This window comes from Bowdeniella nasicola (assembly GCF_900107735.1).
GTDB lineage: Bacteria > Actinomycetota > Actinomycetes > Actinomycetales > Actinomycetaceae > Bowdeniella > Bowdeniella massiliensis.
The window spans coordinates 39,438-54,456 of sequence record NZ_FNQV01000008.1; the positions used below are offsets into that span (position 1 = coordinate 39,438).

Consider the following 15,019-nt stretch of genomic DNA (forward strand, 5'->3'; position numbering starts at 1 on the left):
TCTTGGAGCCAAGATCACACTCGCAGCGCGCTAGTTCTGGTCGCTATCCTTGGCCAGTTCAGCGGTGACTTCATCACTGACATCACGCCATAGTTGGTCATTGTCCAGATTGGATGCGTGGATTTCCTTGCGGAGGTGACGTTCTTCAGCCGGGGAATAGGGCTGGGATTTATCGAGCTTCTTTCGAAAGAGCTGACGAATACGGGTCCGTCGTTCGATCTCTTCCACAATGGAGGGCCGCGCTTTCAACCAGCCGGCGGCGATGACAAGGCAAATGCCGATCCCCACGTAGCCAATCACCGGGAACAGGTAGGACACGAGATTCCCAAAACCGACGAAGCTGACGGCGAAACCAGCCAGAGCGAGCACCACGATGGTGGGGCGGAATCGTTCGGGACGCTTCGCTACTACGCGCGAGGTGAGTGCGTAGTACATACCGATCGCCGTATTGAAGATCATCGCAAAGATGACCGCTGACATGACCGTCCCAGCGATCGGATGGATGAAGTTGACCAATTGCAGTGTCGGCATCTCGGCGTATGCCACATAGTTGACGTTGAAGTAGAGGGCGAATGTCGTGATCAGCAGGAGAGCGCCGTATGTTGCGCCTCCAAGAAGGCCACCTCGTCCCGCTGACTTCGGATCGAGCATGTCACCTCCCATGACGATCGCCATCGAAACCGCGAGGGCAAAGCCCATCGCGACGTAGTTCAGAGAGGAAATCAACCAGTTCGGGAGCGTGGAGGGAACCTGGGAGGCTACGGGAGCCAATTCGCTCAGCGTGCCGGCAGGGTGAGTGAAGGAGTAAATCCCCGCAGCAGTGATGAAAACGACGATCACTGGGGTGATCACACCGATCACCTCTGTGACGCGCCGCACATCGAGCATTCCGGCAACAATCACGAGCAGCGTAAGCGCCAGCGATCCAAACCAGACGGGGACACCAAACTGCTGATTGAGGTTCGCGCCGGCCCCGGCGATCATGACAAAGCCCGTAGCAAAGAGCGTGAAAATAATGAACAGATCTAGCGCCCGAGACAAAAAGGGCGTCGTCACGGCATTGAAAACAGCCGAGTGTTCGCTAGCGCGATAGTAGCTACCAAGCTGCAGGACAACCAAGCACATGAGCGAAAAGAGGACGGCAGCCAAGACAGCACCGACAAGGCCGGGAATTCCAAAGGACACGAAGTACTGGATGACTTCACGGCCGGAGGCGAAGCCAGCGCCAACAGCAAGGCCGACAACTGCGAGCGCTGTAGTAATGGTGCGCCTGAGCACGGGAGAGCTTCTTTCTCAGGTGAAGGGATCACCCGTAAGAGTAGTCGGGACCAGGGGACCGCGCACCAGGACCCTCCCGGACACCCCAAAACCAAAGTGTCATAATATACATTATCGGAACTGGGCTAATAGCCGCCGAGGGGCATTACCCGAGATTATTCGGCCTCTTCCAGCTCCCTCATGAGGCGCTGAGCGATCTCGGCTGCTGAGCCGCGCGCAACATTGCGGCACGGATCACCTGCCCAGATCGACTGATACTCAACCTCGCGGTTGGCTGACGCCCATGCGCGCAGCGGAGCCGTCAGCTTATTGATGTGCGGGTAGAGCTTTGGTGGTACGGCCTCGTCCGAAACGAGCGACGTGAATCCCAAGGCTGGTCTCCCACTGAAGGATCTCGTCAGCGCTACTCCCCCGCCCTTTGTTACCAAGTCTTTACCTTCGTCAGAAAGGCCTGACTCATCAGTCGCCAAGAACATGGTTCCGACTTGGACCTGCTCCGCTCCATGTCCCAGCATGGTCGCGATATCGCGACCCGACCGGATCCCACCGGCAGCGATCACATGCTCCGCGCCGCCCAAAGCGGCATATTCGACGAGCTCTGCGGTGGTTTCAGGGCCAGGATCATCCGTCATTGAGGTAACTGAACGGTGGCCACCGGCCTCCGCCCCCTGGACGATCAGCGCCCCCAGGCCTCGTCGGAGCGCTTCATCGATCATTTCTCGACTGGCGCACGTCACCCACACAGGTAGGCCCATGGATTCAGCGACCTTTTGAGCTTCCTCGTCTGGGTAGCCAAAGGTGAAGGAGACGAAGTCCGGTGGCGCCGCGACGAGAGCCTCAAGCTGATCTCGGTTAGACCACGAATGCGAGCATTCCTCGAAGGTTGGCCACCGGATAGGCAGCTCCGAATAGCGTTTCATTAAATATGTTCGGTACTGAGAAAATTCTCGGTGCGCCCTAGATAGGTCAGTGATCTGTTCGGATACGAAGAGATTCACGCCGATCGGTCCACGCGTGAGGTTTCGGGTCTCCGCCAGATCCTTGGCGATCTCTTCGCCGCTGCGATCAGCGCCGGCAATCACACCCGCGCCACCCGCATCCGCGACCGCCGCACATAGCTCCGGCGTTGTTGGCCCGCCCGCCATCGGAGCTGCAACGATCGGAACTTTAGCGCTTGAATGGTGTGTCATCTCATCTCCGTCGGTTAGCTCGTTTAATCGAGTTGTGCCAAGGTGGGAATAGATCCCCGTTCGAACTGGTTCAAGGTTACGTATGCCCGGACACTGTGTCCTGGCAACGAAGGCTTGGAAGGGAGAGAGTATGGCAGAGCGCGCACTACGCGGAATGAGCCTCGGTTCCCGAAGCATGGAAAGCGATGCTGGCGTCGAATTCGCCGACCGAATTACCGTCCACTACGACTGTGAGGACTGTGGTCACGTCACTGAGGTGACCATGTTTGCAGAAGCTGAAGTCCCCCTGGTGTGGGAATGCCAGTGTGGCAAGGAAGCTGTTCTACGGGAGCACGAGCGCCCCGAACCGACAAAGCCGGTCAAGCCCCAGCGCACCCACTGGGACATGCTGCTGGAGCGCCGCACGATGGATGACCTTCAGGTACTGCTCGATGAGCGCCTGGAGCTGTTGCGGGCAGGAAAACTGCGCCGCCGTTCGGCATAACTGGCCACCAAGAAGTCAGCCGGTACCTGTTTATCAGGTACCGGCGTCTTTTTATCGCTGGAGCTTTTTCCGCAGCGCAGCGATCTGGCGAGAGCGGCGTTCAATCCCCCACGACGCCGTGCGTAGGGCCGATTCTTTAATGATTGGACCATCCATTTTCGAAGCTCCAAGGGTGCGCTCCACAAACAGAATCGGAACCTCAATAATCCGACCGCCGGCATCATCGACTCGCAGCGTCATATCGACTTGGAAGGAGTATCCCTGCGACTCCACGGTGCTGAGGTCAATGGCTTGGAGGATCTCGCGCCGATACACGCGGAAACCTGCCGTAGCATCCTTGACCTTCAAACCCGTCAGGACTCGGACGTAAAAGTTGGAGCCGCGTGATAGCAGCAGCCGATGCATGGGCCAGTTCTCAATCCCGCCACCGGCAACCCAGCGAGACCCAATGACGAGATCCGGCGCATCCGGCCGCGAAGCCCGCCGCAGCAGCCGCGGCAAGTCAACGGGCCGATGCGACAGATCGGCATCCATCTCCACAATGTGGGTGTACTCGCGCGCAAGCGCCCAACCAAACCCGGCAACATACGCCCTGCCGAGTCCGCCCTTCTCCGTTCGATGCATGACGTGCACTCGCGGGTGCTCGGCCGCTAATGCGTCTGCAATGTCTCCCGTGCCGTCGGGCGAATCATCATCGACGACGAGGATATCGACGTCCGTTAGCTCCAGAACCTGCGGAACGATGACCGGCAGGTTCTCTTTTTCGTTATATGTCGGAATGATGACGACGGCGCGCACGCATGCCTCCTGAAATGATGCCGGATAGCACCCAGCCTAGTGCGAGAGCCCCGGAAGCTAGAACCGGAGCAATCCCCAACCGGTCCGCGACCGTGAGGGACTCCCGCAGCGGAATCTTGGCGACGAGATGATGCGCAGTCCAAAGCTCAGTCGAGTCAATGACTCGACCGCGCGGATCGATGATCGCGCTAATACCGACGGTCGAGGCCTGCACTGCGCTGCGACCGTGCTCGATGGCTCGAAAGCGAGTAATCGCGGTTTGCTGGGCCGCTTCCTGAGAATCCCCGAAGGAGGCGTTGTTCGTCGGCACGATGAGAACCTTGGCCCCCAGTTCCACCGATTCGCGCACGATATCTTCTACCGATATCTCAAAACAGATTGCGTCCCCGAGCCGCACTACCCGATCGCCGATTGGCACGTCGAGGATTCCCGGCTTATCACCGGCAACCATATCGACCTGAACCTTTTCGACATCTGAGCTGATCTTGGCAAAGAAATCTCGATACGGAATGTACTCGCCGAACGGAACCGGATGCTGCTTGGTGTAACTCGAATGAACCGCGATCGACTCACCCTCGGGGACAAATACGACGTGCTGGTTGACGCGCGAGTGTTCAAAAAACTCCTGCGTTCCGACCATGATGGGTACGCCGGCCGCCTGAACGGCCTGTGTCACGCTCCTCGCGGCGTGCGCATCGACCCGTGGATCGAGGTCCGCTGCCGACTCGGGCCAGACGATGAGATCGATATCGTCGTGTTGCTCCAGCATCCGCAGTGTTTCGTCCCGGTGATTGTCCGTGACCTTGCGAGCCTGCTCGGCAAACGTCGCAAGCGGCGGCCGTGGCACATTACCCTGCACGAGTCCGACCGTCATGTGCCCCTGCTCCGCCCGGCTCGATAACGGCGCGAGCGAGGCCAGCAGCGGCAGCAGCGCCACCGCGGCAATCTGAATCCCGCGCCAGAGGAACACGTTGCCTCGCTCCCCCGCCACGTCGATTGTCCGTGCGAGCAAGACTCCTGCGACAACGACAACGAAGCCGACGAGCGTCGTCCCGCCATAGGCGGCAAGGCGCGACAGCGGGCCCTCGATCTGCGAGTAGCCGAGCAGACCCCAAGCGAATCCACCAAAGGGAGCTCTGGAGCGAACGGCCTCGAGCGCGACAAACAGCACCGCGGACCCGAGCGCATCAATCACGCCAGAATATCCAAGCGTGAACCAGCCGCCTCGGATCGCCCAACTGCGCAGCAAACCATACAATCCAAGGATCAGCGCTTGAGCTGAACTTAGCGCGAGCCAGGGAATGTAGTTGCCGACCGAGATCGTCGACCACCACAGCAGGGGGAAGAAAAACGCCAGTCCGAAGATCGTGCCGAGCAGGAAGAATCGGCCCGCCTTCTGGTGCGCGAACGTCAGGTGTAGCACGCCGATCGCGAGGATCGCGGCCCACCACCACTGCAACGGCAGGAAAGCGAGATTAAGAACGCCGCCCGCAAGAGCCGCGAGGATCACTCGGGCAAGGAATCCACATCGGGCAGGCACTCCCCCATGCTAATGGATCGAGCGCCAGCGTCGATCAGATGGTCGACCACGCCACGATGCCGCGGTAGATGAGGTCTCGTGCCGCCTTGCCCCGCTCGGCGAGGTCCTCATTGCCGGCTGCTCGAGCGGCCGCGACGATGTGGTCGAGCACGTCCGCGGTCTGCTTGGTCCACCGCACGAAATCGCCCGCCGTGATGCCGGAGGTTTGCAGCGCCCGATTCAGATGCAGGCCGCGTGCCCAGTCACGCATGGCCGTGACGAGGCCGTCGTCGACGACCCGCATGGGCGCAATCCGATGCCGTTCCTCGCCCTGACGCAGATCCTCGGAGACGTATCGGATCTGGTCGATCGCCCGACCAAGATCCCCCTTCAGGTGCAGCGGATCGCGCACGTCCTCGCCGCGTGAGACGAAGACGAACATCGTCGCGGCGGCGGCAAGGTCGACGGCGGAGAGCTCATCGAGTACGCCGCGGCTGAGAATCTCGGTGATGAGCAGATCGGTTTCGGCGGTCACTTGCCGCAGCATGTCGCCCTTGGCGGTCAGGCTGAAGTCTTCGTCGAGATATCCCAACTCGATGAGGTAGGCGCAAATCCGCCGAAAGGCGATGCCGAGTCCCTCGGTCTTTTCTGCGAGCTTGGTTTCGTTTGCCCGCAACGATTTGCGCACATCGCGCCAGCGGGCGGCCCACCGCTCGTGATCGCTGCGCCTCGGGCAGTGGTGGGCGCGATGCGAGGTCAGCACCGCCCGCAGTGCGGCGAGCTCGTCCTCAACCTCTTCATCGCGGGGCTTGGCAACGATCGCCTCCCCCTTGCGCGTAGAGATCTTTCCCAGCTTGGCGGCGAGCTGTTTGCGAACCTTCGGGGTCTTCCACGACCCGGAGGCCGAACCGAGAAACCCGATCGTCGTCGGGACCTGCAAGAAGTCGTGGCCCGTCATCGTGCGCAACTTGCCGGTGCTGTCGACGAGTGTCAGTACGGTGCCCTGGGCTCCGGAGTGCCGAGTATCGACGACGACGGCGCGGTGAGTGCGGCGAGCGAACCGATACTCGATGGCGTCGCCGACGGCGAGGTTATCCAGGGCGAGCTGCTTGTGCAGCGCCCGGTTCTTCTTGCGCGTCGACTTCTCCAGCGCCGAGATCCTGTCACGCAGCGTCAGGTAGTCGACGAAGGCGCAATCGCAGTCGAGGGCTTTCTCATAGCCTTGCAGTGCCTGGCGTTCCTTACGGATCCGCCTGGCCAGTCCGCCCACCGACCTATCGACCTGGAACTGGGCGAAGCTCGATTCCAAAATCCCCTCGGCCTGGGCGACGGTGAGCCAGCTCAGCAGGTTGACGGCCATCGAATAGGTGGGTCGGAATGCCGAGTTCAGCGGGTAGGTGCGTTTGGATGCGAGGCCAACAATCGCGTCGACGTTGATGCGCGGGTCGTAGACGACGATGGCGTGGCCCTCAATATCGATCCCGCGCCGGCCGGCGCGGCCCGTGAGCTGGGTGTACTGGCCCGGGGTGAGCATGACGTGGTCCGAGCCGTCCCACTTGATGAGGCCTTCGATGACGACCGAGCGTGCCGGCATGTTGATGCCGAGCGCGAGGGTCTCGGTCGCGTAGACGACCCGAATGAGGCCCGCGACGAACAACTGCTCGACGCATTCTTTAAAGATCGGCAACAACCCGGCGTGGTGCGCCGCAATGCCGCGGGTCGCGGCGTGGTAGAACGTCTCGTAGCCGACTGCGGCGCGATCCTCGGCGGACAGGTCCATGCACGTGCGTTCGACGATCTCCCCAATGACGTCGGCCTCGCGGCGCGTCGTCAGGACAACTCCGGCAGCCAACAGTTCTTCGACCGCCTGTTGGCAGCCGGCACGCGAAAAGACGAAGACAATCGCCGGCAGCAGACCGGCTTCTTCTAGGGTTGCGACGACGTCGAGGCGGGAAGTGCGCGGCCGGCGACGGGGTTGGCGTCCCCGGCCCGCACCGCCACCAATGGCCTGGTAGACCTCCGGGTTGACCTTCAGCGGATCGCGTGGATGGGTCAGGTCGAACATGCGCCGGCCGACCATGATGTGCTGAGTCAGTGGAACCGGCCGGTGCTCAGAGACGATGACCTCGGTGTGTCCGCGCAGTTCGCTCAGCCAGGCCCCAAATTCCTCGGCGTTGGACACCGTCGCCGACAGCGAGATAACCTGGACTCGTTCGGGCAGCAGGATCATGCATTCTTCCCACACCGGGCCGCGGAAGCGGTCGGCGAGGTAATGCACCTCGTCCATCACGACGAAGCGGACGTCGGCTAGATCGCGCGAATCCTGGTAGAGCATATTGCGCAGGACTTCCGTCGTCATGACGACGATCGGGGCGTCGCCGTTAATGGAGACATCCCCCGTGAGGATGCCGACGTTCTCGGCGCCCCACACTTTTGCGAAATCGTTGTACTTCTGGTTCGACAGTGCCTTGATGGGGGTCGTGTACATGAGGCGCACGCCCTCGTGGATCGCCTGGTAGGCGGCGAACTCCCCCACGACGGTTTTGCCGGCTCCCGTCGGCGCCGCCACGAGGACGCCCTTGCCGTCTTCCACCGCTTGGCAGGCTTCTTTCTGAAAATCATCAAGCTCGAAGCTCAGCGTGCGCTGATAGGCCGCGACCGCGCTCCGATCGAATTCTGCACGTTTGCGTGAGGCGGCGTAGCGTTCGGCGGGCGAGAGCTCAACGTCGTCGTAGCTCTGGTCAGTCATGATTCTCCTTAGCCGCGAAAATCGTCAGCGCCTGCGGCAGAACGCTGACAGTCACGGGCATGTGTCCGAGCGCTTCGCCGTCCCCGTGAACCACAATGTCCGAGGGGCTGTCGATCTCGAAGCGGCGTCCGCGCGCGTGCGCGACCGCGGGATGGTCCATATGGCTGCCGCGATAGATCCGCGGGAAGACTTTTGCGAGCGTCGTGCGTGAGACCCCCGAGACCGTGATGAGTTCGGCGATCGAGTCGTGCGCATCGGCCATGGGTGCAATGTGCATACCTGAGCCAATGTAACCCAGGTTCGCAATCGCCGCGAGGAGGCCGGAAAACTCGCGTGGAACACCGTTATCGATGCGGATGGTGTAGTCATCCGCAGTGAGGTTCTTAAGCTCTGCTACGAGGGCCGCCACGTACCGCAGGCTCCCCCAGCCGCTCGTGGAGTGGACGGCGCGATAGTTGACCTTGGCGTCGAGCCCGAGCGAGAGCACGGCGAGGACGTAGGCGGAAAAGTCCGCGCCTCGCACCTCTAACACATCGATCGTGCGGCTGCGCTCGGGCCAAGTCATGGCCTGGCGCAGCTCCTGAATTGCCGGGCGGGGCTTTGCGGCGATCCCCAGGGCTCGGGCGATGTCATTACCCGAGCCGGCGGGCACGATGCCAAGCGGTGTCTGGCTACCGGTGAGGTGTTGCGCGATGCAATGGATGAGTCCGTCGCCTCCGATCGCGACGACGGCCCGTGCACGCGGGCAATGCACCGCGAGATCGCGATGGGTTTCGGCCAGTGATCGGTGACAAATCGTTTCGATGGGGGCATCCGAGCGCAGGGCGTTTGCTACCTCGCGGAGCAGCGCCGGTGCTTTTCCGGATCCCGAGGCCGGATTCGCTACGAGGAGGAGAGGTGCGTCAGATTCCAAGCCCGGCATCGATCTTCGCATCGCGCTCCGCGAGTTTCTTCTTGCGTCGACGATCGACCAGTACGGAGATCCCACACGCCAACAAGTAGAGCAGGTAGATGGGGGTGGCCAGTAGCATGAGGGACCATGGGTCGCCTAGCGGTGAGGCCAGGGCGGCGAAAATGAGGATGCCGACGAGCGCCCATTTCCACCATGACAAGTAGGTGCGGCCGGTGACGAGCCCGACCATGTTCACGCCGACCATGATGAGCGGCAGCAGGAAGGATAGTGAGAGGACCGCGATCAAACGCAAACAGAACGTGAAGTACAGCTTCGCGTCCATGAGGCTCGCCGAGTCCTCCGGCACGAAGGACAGCATAATCTGCACGGCTTGCGGCAGCACCCACCACGCGAGGAGTGCGCCCGCGCTCATCAGGGGGACGGCGGCCGCGGCGAATGCCAACGTGTAGCGCTTTTCCTTCCTAGTCAGTCCCGGGGCGATAAACGCCCAAATCTGGTAGATCCACCAGGGCGAGGACAGGAAGAAACCCAGGTAGAGCGCGACCCGCATCTGCATATCGAAACCAGAGATAACGGTGCCGAAGTTCAGCTCGGCGAGCCGCCCTTCGGCGGCCGCGACCTGCTTCAATGGGCGCGAGAGCACCTCGATCGTCGGGTGATACAGAAACCAGCCGCCGATAGCCGCGAGGACCATGCCGAGAACCGCCTTCAGGATGCGCTGGCGCGCTTCCTTCAGGTGGTCGAACAGCGGCATCCGGCCGTCGGGCGATTTCTGGCGCATCGATTCTGCGTCCTCCTTGGGCGCAGCGTTGAGTTAGAAGACTAGGTCAGGGGCGCGTTCGGATCGACGTCGCGTCGCTGCTGCTGGTTGGGAGGCGTTGCGCCGGGCTGGGGATCAACGCCGTTGGGCGGATATCCTCCCGGAGGCGTCACCCCGGGGCCCTGCTGTGGCTGCTGCTGCGGATACTGCTGGGCCTGCTGCGGATACTGCTGCTGGGGCGGCGTGTACTGCTGCGGGTCGACACGGACGCCACCGGTGGCTTCGTAGGGATCAGCCGGCTTTTCGTTATCGTCTTCGCGAAGCTCCTTTACTTCCTTCTTAAAGACCTTCATCGACTTACCGAGGTTCGCCGCAATGTTCGGCAGCTTTGCGGCACCAAAGATCACGACGATGACCAACAGGATGATAAGAATTTCTGTGGGCCTTAAATTTCCAAGCATGGGCGTCTCCTTACGCTCGATGGCGTCTATCGATATGGACTAAGCCTAACGCTTCCCAGCGCTTTAGCGTGCGGACAAATCTCTGACTGCGGCGTTGGGCGCGCGCATCGCTCACTGCGAGTTTGGCTTTCCGCGCGTTTCTAGGACCATCGGGTAATACTGCTGTGGCATGCGCGACAGGAGCGTCGAGCTTGGGCGAATTCATACGCAGCTGGGCCAGTGCGAGGCCGCTGCGACGCGCCGACCGCAGCGCCGAACGGGCGAGAATCACGAGACACGCCGCGATCGCCACGAGGGCAGCGAGGATCAGGAACACCCAGCCAAAACCAGGCATCACGCCTCCAACCGCGACAATGCCTGCTGGGCCCGATCCGCGACGAGCGCCGCCGCTTCGGGCGGTGAGATCGATTCGATCCGATCGGCCACCGATAGCAAGGTCCGCACCATGCGTTCCTTGGAGTAAAACTCGATCGTGAATTCGATGCGCCCATCGGAACGTCGGGTCATATCGCGCGCCGAGAACTTTTCCGCGAGCCAGTTCAGCGCTGGTTCGGTTACGAGTTGGACGCTCGTCATCTCCGGGATATCGGCGTGTCCGGCCAGGGCGTCTTGCGGCGCACACCAGGACGCATCCGAGAGCTGCACGTTGCTGATGCGATCGATGCGGAAGGTGCGGATGCCGCCCGAATCGTGGCAATAGCCGATGAGGAACCAGCCGGCGCTGCGTTCTTCGATCCGAAGCGGGTCAATGGTGCGCTGGGAGGTTTCATCCGTTGCCGAGACGTAAGTAAAGGTCACGACCTCGCGGCCGCGGGCGGCGGCGCGCAGTGCCTCTAGGCTCGGGTCGGGCTGTCGGCTTGGCGTCGTCGCCGGCAGTTGGGCTTCCAGGCTGGCGATGAGGGAGGTGAGCTCCTCGCGCAGTAAGGGGCCGGTCACCTCGCCTTCGATGGCACGCAACGCGAGGAGGACGGAGATGGACTCGCGTGGGGTCAGGCGCAGTGGGCGGTCGAGTCCGAGCCCTTCGCGCAGCGCGACGTAGGTGTCCTCGTCATCGAAGGCGAAATCGATCAGGTCCTCGGGGCTCTCCCCCGGCAGGCCTGCGACCCACAGGGTGTTGAGGTCCTCGCGGATGCGATCGGGGCTGACACCGAAGTGGAAGGCGAGCTCATCGATGTGTGCACCGCCGGTCTCGGCGAGGTAGGTCAGCAGGCCGAGCAGGCGCGGAAAGTGGTCACGCGTGTATTCAGCTCGCATAGCGCGCCGCCGTTTCCCATAGCTCCCGCACGCCCGAAACGAGTTCTGGCGGGCTCACGGGCAGCACGTCGCCGCCATAGGAGGCGACGTCCTGCGCGAGTTGAAGGAGGTGGTCGGAGGTGACCTCGATGACGTCATCGTCGCCCTCGTGGCCCACGAGTGTGCCGTGACGACGCAGCAACATTGCCGCGCCTGGCGCGACCCGCAAGCGCGCGGTGATCGCCTCACGGTGGCCGATTGAGATGCGGGTATCCACCTGTGCCGGGATCTCGTAGGCCTCGGGTGCTGTGGTGGTGACGGGCTCGGTCTGCAAGCGCGCGAGTTTGAAGGCTCGGCGCTCGCCGCGGTCGGTGTCGTGGCCCACGAGGTACCAGGATCCGGCGTCGCGAACCAACCGCCAGGGCTGGACGTTGCGGGTGTGAATCTCGCCGCGTGCGGACAGATAATCGAAGCTCACTTCTTGCTTCGCGGCAATGGCGTCCGCCAGTGTATCGAAGGCGTCCTCGGGGTCGGTCAGGTCCAGGCTCGTCGTCAGGGCGACGTCGGCTTCAACGATGCTCATGGGTGATAGCGCGCGCAGCTTCGTCAGGGCCCGGCCGGGCAGGTGGCGGCCCTTGGGTGCCAGCGCCTCCAGGGCTAGGGACAAAAGCGCGATCTGGATCGGCGTCGGGCGAATCGTGGAGGTGGACCACTGCGTCTCGTCGACCCAGTAGCGGATCGTTTGGCCGTCGGCGGCATCGGCTCGCGAGACGAGGGGGACGCCGGTTTCGCGCAGTAGCGCCTTGTCGCGTTCGAACATGCGCGAGGCTGTGGCGTAGCTGCGGTCGCCGGTATAGCCGCCGACCTGGGTGAGGATTTCTTCCTTCGTCATGCGGCGGTGCAGCAAGGCTGCCGTGAGGCTGACGAGGCGCTCGACGGCGGGGATGGATTGACCGGATGTCACAAGCTCCACCGTAACAAGTAGATTGAAGCTGTGATGCATTGGCGGTTAGGGATGATTACGGGCGTGTCGCGGCAGTGGGCCGGCACCGACAGGTTTGTCGTTGAGGTAGACGGCAAGAAGATTCAGGCGCTCGCGTACCGCGATATTGTCGGCGAGCTCGAGCTCGGCCAGCGTGTGCTCCTGAACGTTTCGGCGCTGCAGCGGGGGCTTGGCACGGGCGGGGTCGCCTTCATCGTCGCACCAGCCGACGAACTGCCCGACGATCCGGCGCCCATCGATGGCCACATCGTCAAGGGGCGGTATCTGCCTCAGCAGCTCATGGTGCAGGCCGTCGAGGAGCAAGATTCGCCGCATCATGATGAATTTGTGGACCCGGCTGACCTGCAGTGCGTTCCCGTCGTCGTCGCTGATCTGCATTCGGCGGTGCCAGCGATCAGTTGTGGGGCCCATCTTGTTGACCCGGATCTCTCAGTTGCTTACGTCATGACCGATGGCGCCGCCCTGCCGGCGGCGCTGTCGATCTCGCTGGCACTGATGCGGGAGCGGTCGATGCTCGTTGGCAGCGTGACGTGTGGGCAGAGCGTCGGCGGGGACGTGGAGGCCACGACTGTGGCCAACGGGATCATAGCGGCCCGCCGCGTGCTGGGCGCGGATATCGTCATCGTGGCGCAAGGGCCGGGGAATGTCGGGACGGGGTCGACGTACGGCTTTTCGGGGCTTGATACGGCCTGGCATCTGCAGCAGGCCGCCCTGGTGGGCGGCCGGCCCATCGCCGCGGTGCGTGCCTCCTCTGCGGACAAGCGTCCGCGGCATTTTGGCCTCTCACACCACACCCTGACGGTGCTGGGGCGGGCCACCCCGATTCGCGTCGAGGTACCGATTCCGTCCGTCGAGGATCGCGGTGCGGACTATGGGCGGGCCTATGCCTCGCTGCAAGCGGATGTGCAGCAGTTGGCTGAGCGGCATGAGGTCGTTCCGGTGGAAGCTGCCGGCCTATATGACGCGCTCGCTGACTGTCCCGTCCAGCTGCGGACGATGGGGCGAGACCTGTCGCAGGACCCGCTGTCGTTCATGTGCGCCGGAGCGGCCGGCATGTGGGCGGCCCAGGTCAGTCGGAGCCGGTGACGTCGTGTTCTTCGATGAGGGTCGCAAGGCGCCGCGCTTCGCTCATCGCAGCGTCGCCATCGGCCCGCTGAATCGCCATCACGGCTAGCTCGGTACCGTTCGCGAGGTCGAGGACGGCCCAGGGGCGGCCCTGCCCAAATCGCACGGAGATGATTTGCGCCCAGGACAGTCGGGTTGTCCGTATGAAATTACGTACGGTGAGTCCTTCGTCATCCGGCTGGGCTCGTACGCTTGCCTGGCGCCAGAGCAAGAACAGCCCGACTGCTAGGAAGGCGCCCGATAGCAGCTTGTCGATGAGGAGCCAGTTGGGAGAGGACCCGACGGTCACGAGGAGGGCGATGAAGCCGATGAGACACGCGAAGCCCACCGCCAGCGCGACGATCGGGCCTCGCGTGGGCCGAAACGTCCGGTAGGGATCGCGTGGTGGTTTCACAGTCGACAGGCTTCGATGGAGGTCACGAGAATCGCCTTCGCACCGACGGCATAGAGCTGATCCATGATGCGGTTGGTATCGCGGCGTGGCACCATCGAGCGAACCGCGACCCACGTCCCGTCGTGCAGGGGCGAGATTGTCGGCGATTCTAGGCCGGGCGTAATTTGCGCGGCCTGGTCGATCTTGTCGGCGGGCACGTCGTAGTCCATGAGGACGTACTGGCGTGCGAGCAGCACACCCTTGACGCGGCGATCGACGACATCCAGCTCGGCGTGGTGGTCGCGTTCCTTAGGCGTAATGAGTACCGCTTCGGAGGTCAGGATTGGGTCGCCGAAGACTTCCAGGCCCGCGGCCCGCAGTGTCGATCCGGTTTCCACGACGTCGGCGACAACATCGGCAACACCGAGGTCGACCGAGGTTTCAACGGCGCCATCGAGGTGGACGACGCTCGCGTCAATCCCCCGCTCGGAAAGGTAGTTACCGACGAGGACGTCATAGCTCGTGGCCACGCGTTTGCCGTCAATATCTTCAAGGCGTGAGGCAGAGCCTGCGGGGGCAGCAAAGCGGAAGGTTGAGCGAGCAAAACCGAGCGCACGATGTTCGCGCGCGGCCGCTGCCGAATCGAGCAGCAGGTCGCGTCCCGTGATGCCGACGTCGACGGTCCCCTCCCCCACGTATACCGCGATATCGCGGGGGCGCAGGTAGAAGAACTCGACGTCGTTATCGTGATCGCGGCACACGAGTTCTTTCGTATCGCGGCGTTGACGGTATCCGGCCTCGCTCATGAGGCGGATGGCGGGTTCGGACAGAGATCCCTTATTGGGTAGGGCGATGCGCAGCATTACAGGTACCGGTAGACGTCTTTCAGATCGAGATCGAGTGCGAGCATGAGGGTTTGGAGATGGTAGAGCAGCTGGGAGATTTCCTCGGCGGCTGCTTCCCGTCCCTCGTGTTCGGCAGCCATCCAGACTTCCGCAGCTTCTTCGACGATCTTCTTACCGATCGAATGAACTCCGTCTCCCACGCGCTGTACGGTATGCGACTCAGGGTCGCCGCTCGCGAGTTTTTCGGTCAGTTCACTAAAGAGGGTGTCGAAGGTTTTCACGATTGCG

The 15,019-nt window shown here is 62.5% G+C and carries 15 protein-coding genes; 2 read left to right on the forward strand and 13 right to left on the reverse strand.

All coding sequences use genetic code 11. The features are described 5' to 3' along the window. Positions 1 to 30: 30 nt before the first annotated feature. Both BLU67_RS07135 and BLU67_RS07140 read right to left on the reverse strand, forming a co-directional pair. Positions 31 to 1,278, reverse strand: coding sequence for a YkvI family membrane protein (locus BLU67_RS07135; RefSeq protein WP_092564279.1), 1,248 nt, complete (start codon positions 1,276 to 1,278; stop codon positions 31 to 33). A gap of 155 nt (positions 1,279 to 1,433) precedes the next feature. Then, positions 1,434 to 2,468, reverse strand: coding sequence for an NAD(P)H-dependent flavin oxidoreductase (locus tag BLU67_RS07140; RefSeq protein ID WP_176780732.1), 1,035 nt, complete (start codon positions 2,466 to 2,468; stop codon positions 1,434 to 1,436). 130 nt (positions 2,469 to 2,598) lie between these two features. Here BLU67_RS07140 and BLU67_RS07145 point away from each other — a divergent pair, with 130 nt between their 5' ends. Beyond that, the gene (locus BLU67_RS07145; RefSeq protein ID WP_092564283.1) at positions 2,599 to 2,952 is read left to right on the forward strand and encodes an RNA polymerase-binding protein RbpA; all 354 of its coding nucleotides are present in this window, start codon (positions 2,599 to 2,601) and stop codon (positions 2,950 to 2,952) included. A 51-nt stretch (positions 2,953 to 3,003) separates the two neighbouring features. Here BLU67_RS07145 and BLU67_RS07150 read toward each other — a convergent pair whose 3' ends face one another. The 8 genes from BLU67_RS07150 to BLU67_RS07185 all read right to left on the reverse strand — a co-directional run bounded on the left by BLU67_RS07150 (position 3,004) and on the right by BLU67_RS07185 (position 12,349). Further along, positions 3,004 to 3,750, reverse strand: a complete 747-nt coding sequence (locus BLU67_RS07150) for a polyprenol monophosphomannose synthase (RefSeq protein WP_092564286.1) — start codon at positions 3,748 to 3,750, stop codon at positions 3,004 to 3,006. After that, the gene (lnt, locus tag BLU67_RS07155) at positions 3,719 to 5,290 is read right to left on the reverse strand and encodes an apolipoprotein N-acyltransferase (RefSeq protein WP_092564289.1); all 1,572 of its coding nucleotides are present in this window, start codon (positions 5,288 to 5,290) and stop codon (positions 3,719 to 3,721) included. Before lnt ends, BLU67_RS07150 begins: the two co-directional genes overlap by 32 nt. A 34-nt stretch (positions 5,291 to 5,324) precedes the next feature. Beyond that, on the reverse strand, positions 5,325 to 8,018 hold the full coding sequence (locus BLU67_RS07160; RefSeq protein WP_092564292.1) for a DEAD/DEAH box helicase: 2,694 nt from the start codon (positions 8,016 to 8,018) through the stop codon (positions 5,325 to 5,327). Continuing rightward, positions 8,011 to 8,931 (reverse strand): diacylglycerol/lipid kinase family protein, encoded by a 921-nt coding sequence (locus BLU67_RS07165; protein WP_176780733.1) that lies wholly within the window; start codon positions 8,929 to 8,931, stop codon positions 8,011 to 8,013. Before BLU67_RS07165 ends, BLU67_RS07160 begins: the two co-directional genes overlap by 8 nt. Then, the gene (tatC, locus tag BLU67_RS07170) at positions 8,921 to 9,712 is read right to left on the reverse strand and encodes a twin-arginine translocase subunit TatC (RefSeq protein ID WP_092564298.1); all 792 of its coding nucleotides are present in this window, start codon (positions 9,710 to 9,712) and stop codon (positions 8,921 to 8,923) included. Before tatC ends, BLU67_RS07165 begins: the two co-directional genes overlap by 11 nt. Before the next feature lie 41 nt (positions 9,713 to 9,753). After that, on the reverse strand, positions 9,754 to 10,152 hold the full coding sequence (gene tatA, locus BLU67_RS07175; protein WP_092564300.1) for a Sec-independent protein translocase subunit TatA: 399 nt from the start codon (positions 10,150 to 10,152) through the stop codon (positions 9,754 to 9,756). A 333-nt stretch (positions 10,153 to 10,485) separates the two neighbouring features. Beyond that, on the reverse strand, positions 10,486 to 11,406 hold the full coding sequence (locus BLU67_RS07180) for a helix-turn-helix transcriptional regulator (protein ID WP_092564303.1): 921 nt from the start codon (positions 11,404 to 11,406) through the stop codon (positions 10,486 to 10,488). Next, the gene (locus BLU67_RS07185; RefSeq protein ID WP_176780734.1) at positions 11,396 to 12,349 is read right to left on the reverse strand and encodes a helix-turn-helix transcriptional regulator; all 954 of its coding nucleotides are present in this window, start codon (positions 12,347 to 12,349) and stop codon (positions 11,396 to 11,398) included. Before BLU67_RS07185 ends, BLU67_RS07180 begins: the two co-directional genes overlap by 11 nt. Positions 12,350 to 12,412: 63 nt before the next feature. Here BLU67_RS07185 and BLU67_RS07190 point away from each other — a divergent pair, with 63 nt between their 5' ends. After that, complete coding sequence (locus BLU67_RS07190) at positions 12,413 to 13,474, forward strand: DUF3866 family protein (RefSeq protein ID WP_176780735.1); 1,062 nt, start codon at positions 12,413 to 12,415, stop codon at positions 13,472 to 13,474. Here BLU67_RS07190 and BLU67_RS07195 read toward each other — a convergent pair. From BLU67_RS07195 to BLU67_RS07205, 3 genes are read right to left on the reverse strand one after another with little or no spacing between them, the layout of a single operon-like run. Then, positions 13,458 to 13,907 (reverse strand): PH domain-containing protein, encoded by a 450-nt coding sequence (locus tag BLU67_RS07195; protein ID WP_092564312.1) that lies wholly within the window; start codon positions 13,905 to 13,907, stop codon positions 13,458 to 13,460. The two genes, BLU67_RS07190 and BLU67_RS07195, sit on opposite strands and share 17 nt — an antisense overlap. Continuing rightward, the gene (gene hisG, locus BLU67_RS07200) at positions 13,904 to 14,749 is read right to left on the reverse strand and encodes an ATP phosphoribosyltransferase (protein ID WP_092564315.1); all 846 of its coding nucleotides are present in this window, start codon (positions 14,747 to 14,749) and stop codon (positions 13,904 to 13,906) included. Before hisG ends, BLU67_RS07195 begins: the two co-directional genes overlap by 4 nt. Then, complete coding sequence (locus BLU67_RS07205) at positions 14,749 to 15,012, reverse strand: phosphoribosyl-ATP diphosphatase (RefSeq protein WP_092564318.1); 264 nt, start codon at positions 15,010 to 15,012, stop codon at positions 14,749 to 14,751. The genes hisG and BLU67_RS07205 overlap by 1 nt, the downstream gene beginning before the upstream one ends. Positions 15,013 to 15,019 lie beyond the last annotated feature (7 nt).

What these genes read in the sequence shown, in the direction of transcription:
- BLU67_RS07140 (WP_176780732.1), bottom strand. Translation starts at nt 2,468, where the DNA reads ATGACACACCATTCAAGCGCTAAAGTTCCGATCGTTGCAGCTCCGATG.
- BLU67_RS07145 (WP_092564283.1), top strand. Translation starts at nt 2,599, where the DNA reads ATGGCAGAGCGCGCACTACGCGGAATGAGCCTCGGTTCCCGAAGCATG.
- BLU67_RS07160 (WP_092564292.1), bottom strand. Translation starts at nt 8,018, where the DNA reads ATGACTGACCAGAGCTACGACGACGTTGAGCTCTCGCCCGCCGAACGC.
- tatC (WP_092564298.1), bottom strand. Translation starts at nt 9,712, where the DNA reads ATGCGCCAGAAATCGCCCGACGGCCGGATGCCGCTGTTCGACCACCTG.
- tatA (WP_092564300.1), bottom strand. Translation starts at nt 10,152, where the DNA reads ATGCTTGGAAATTTAAGGCCCACAGAAATTCTTATCATCCTGTTGGTC.
- BLU67_RS07180 (WP_092564303.1), bottom strand. Translation starts at nt 11,406, where the DNA reads ATGCGAGCTGAATACACGCGTGACCACTTTCCGCGCCTGCTCGGCCTG.
- hisG (WP_092564315.1), bottom strand. Translation starts at nt 14,749, where the DNA reads ATGCTGCGCATCGCCCTACCCAATAAGGGATCTCTGTCCGAACCCGCC.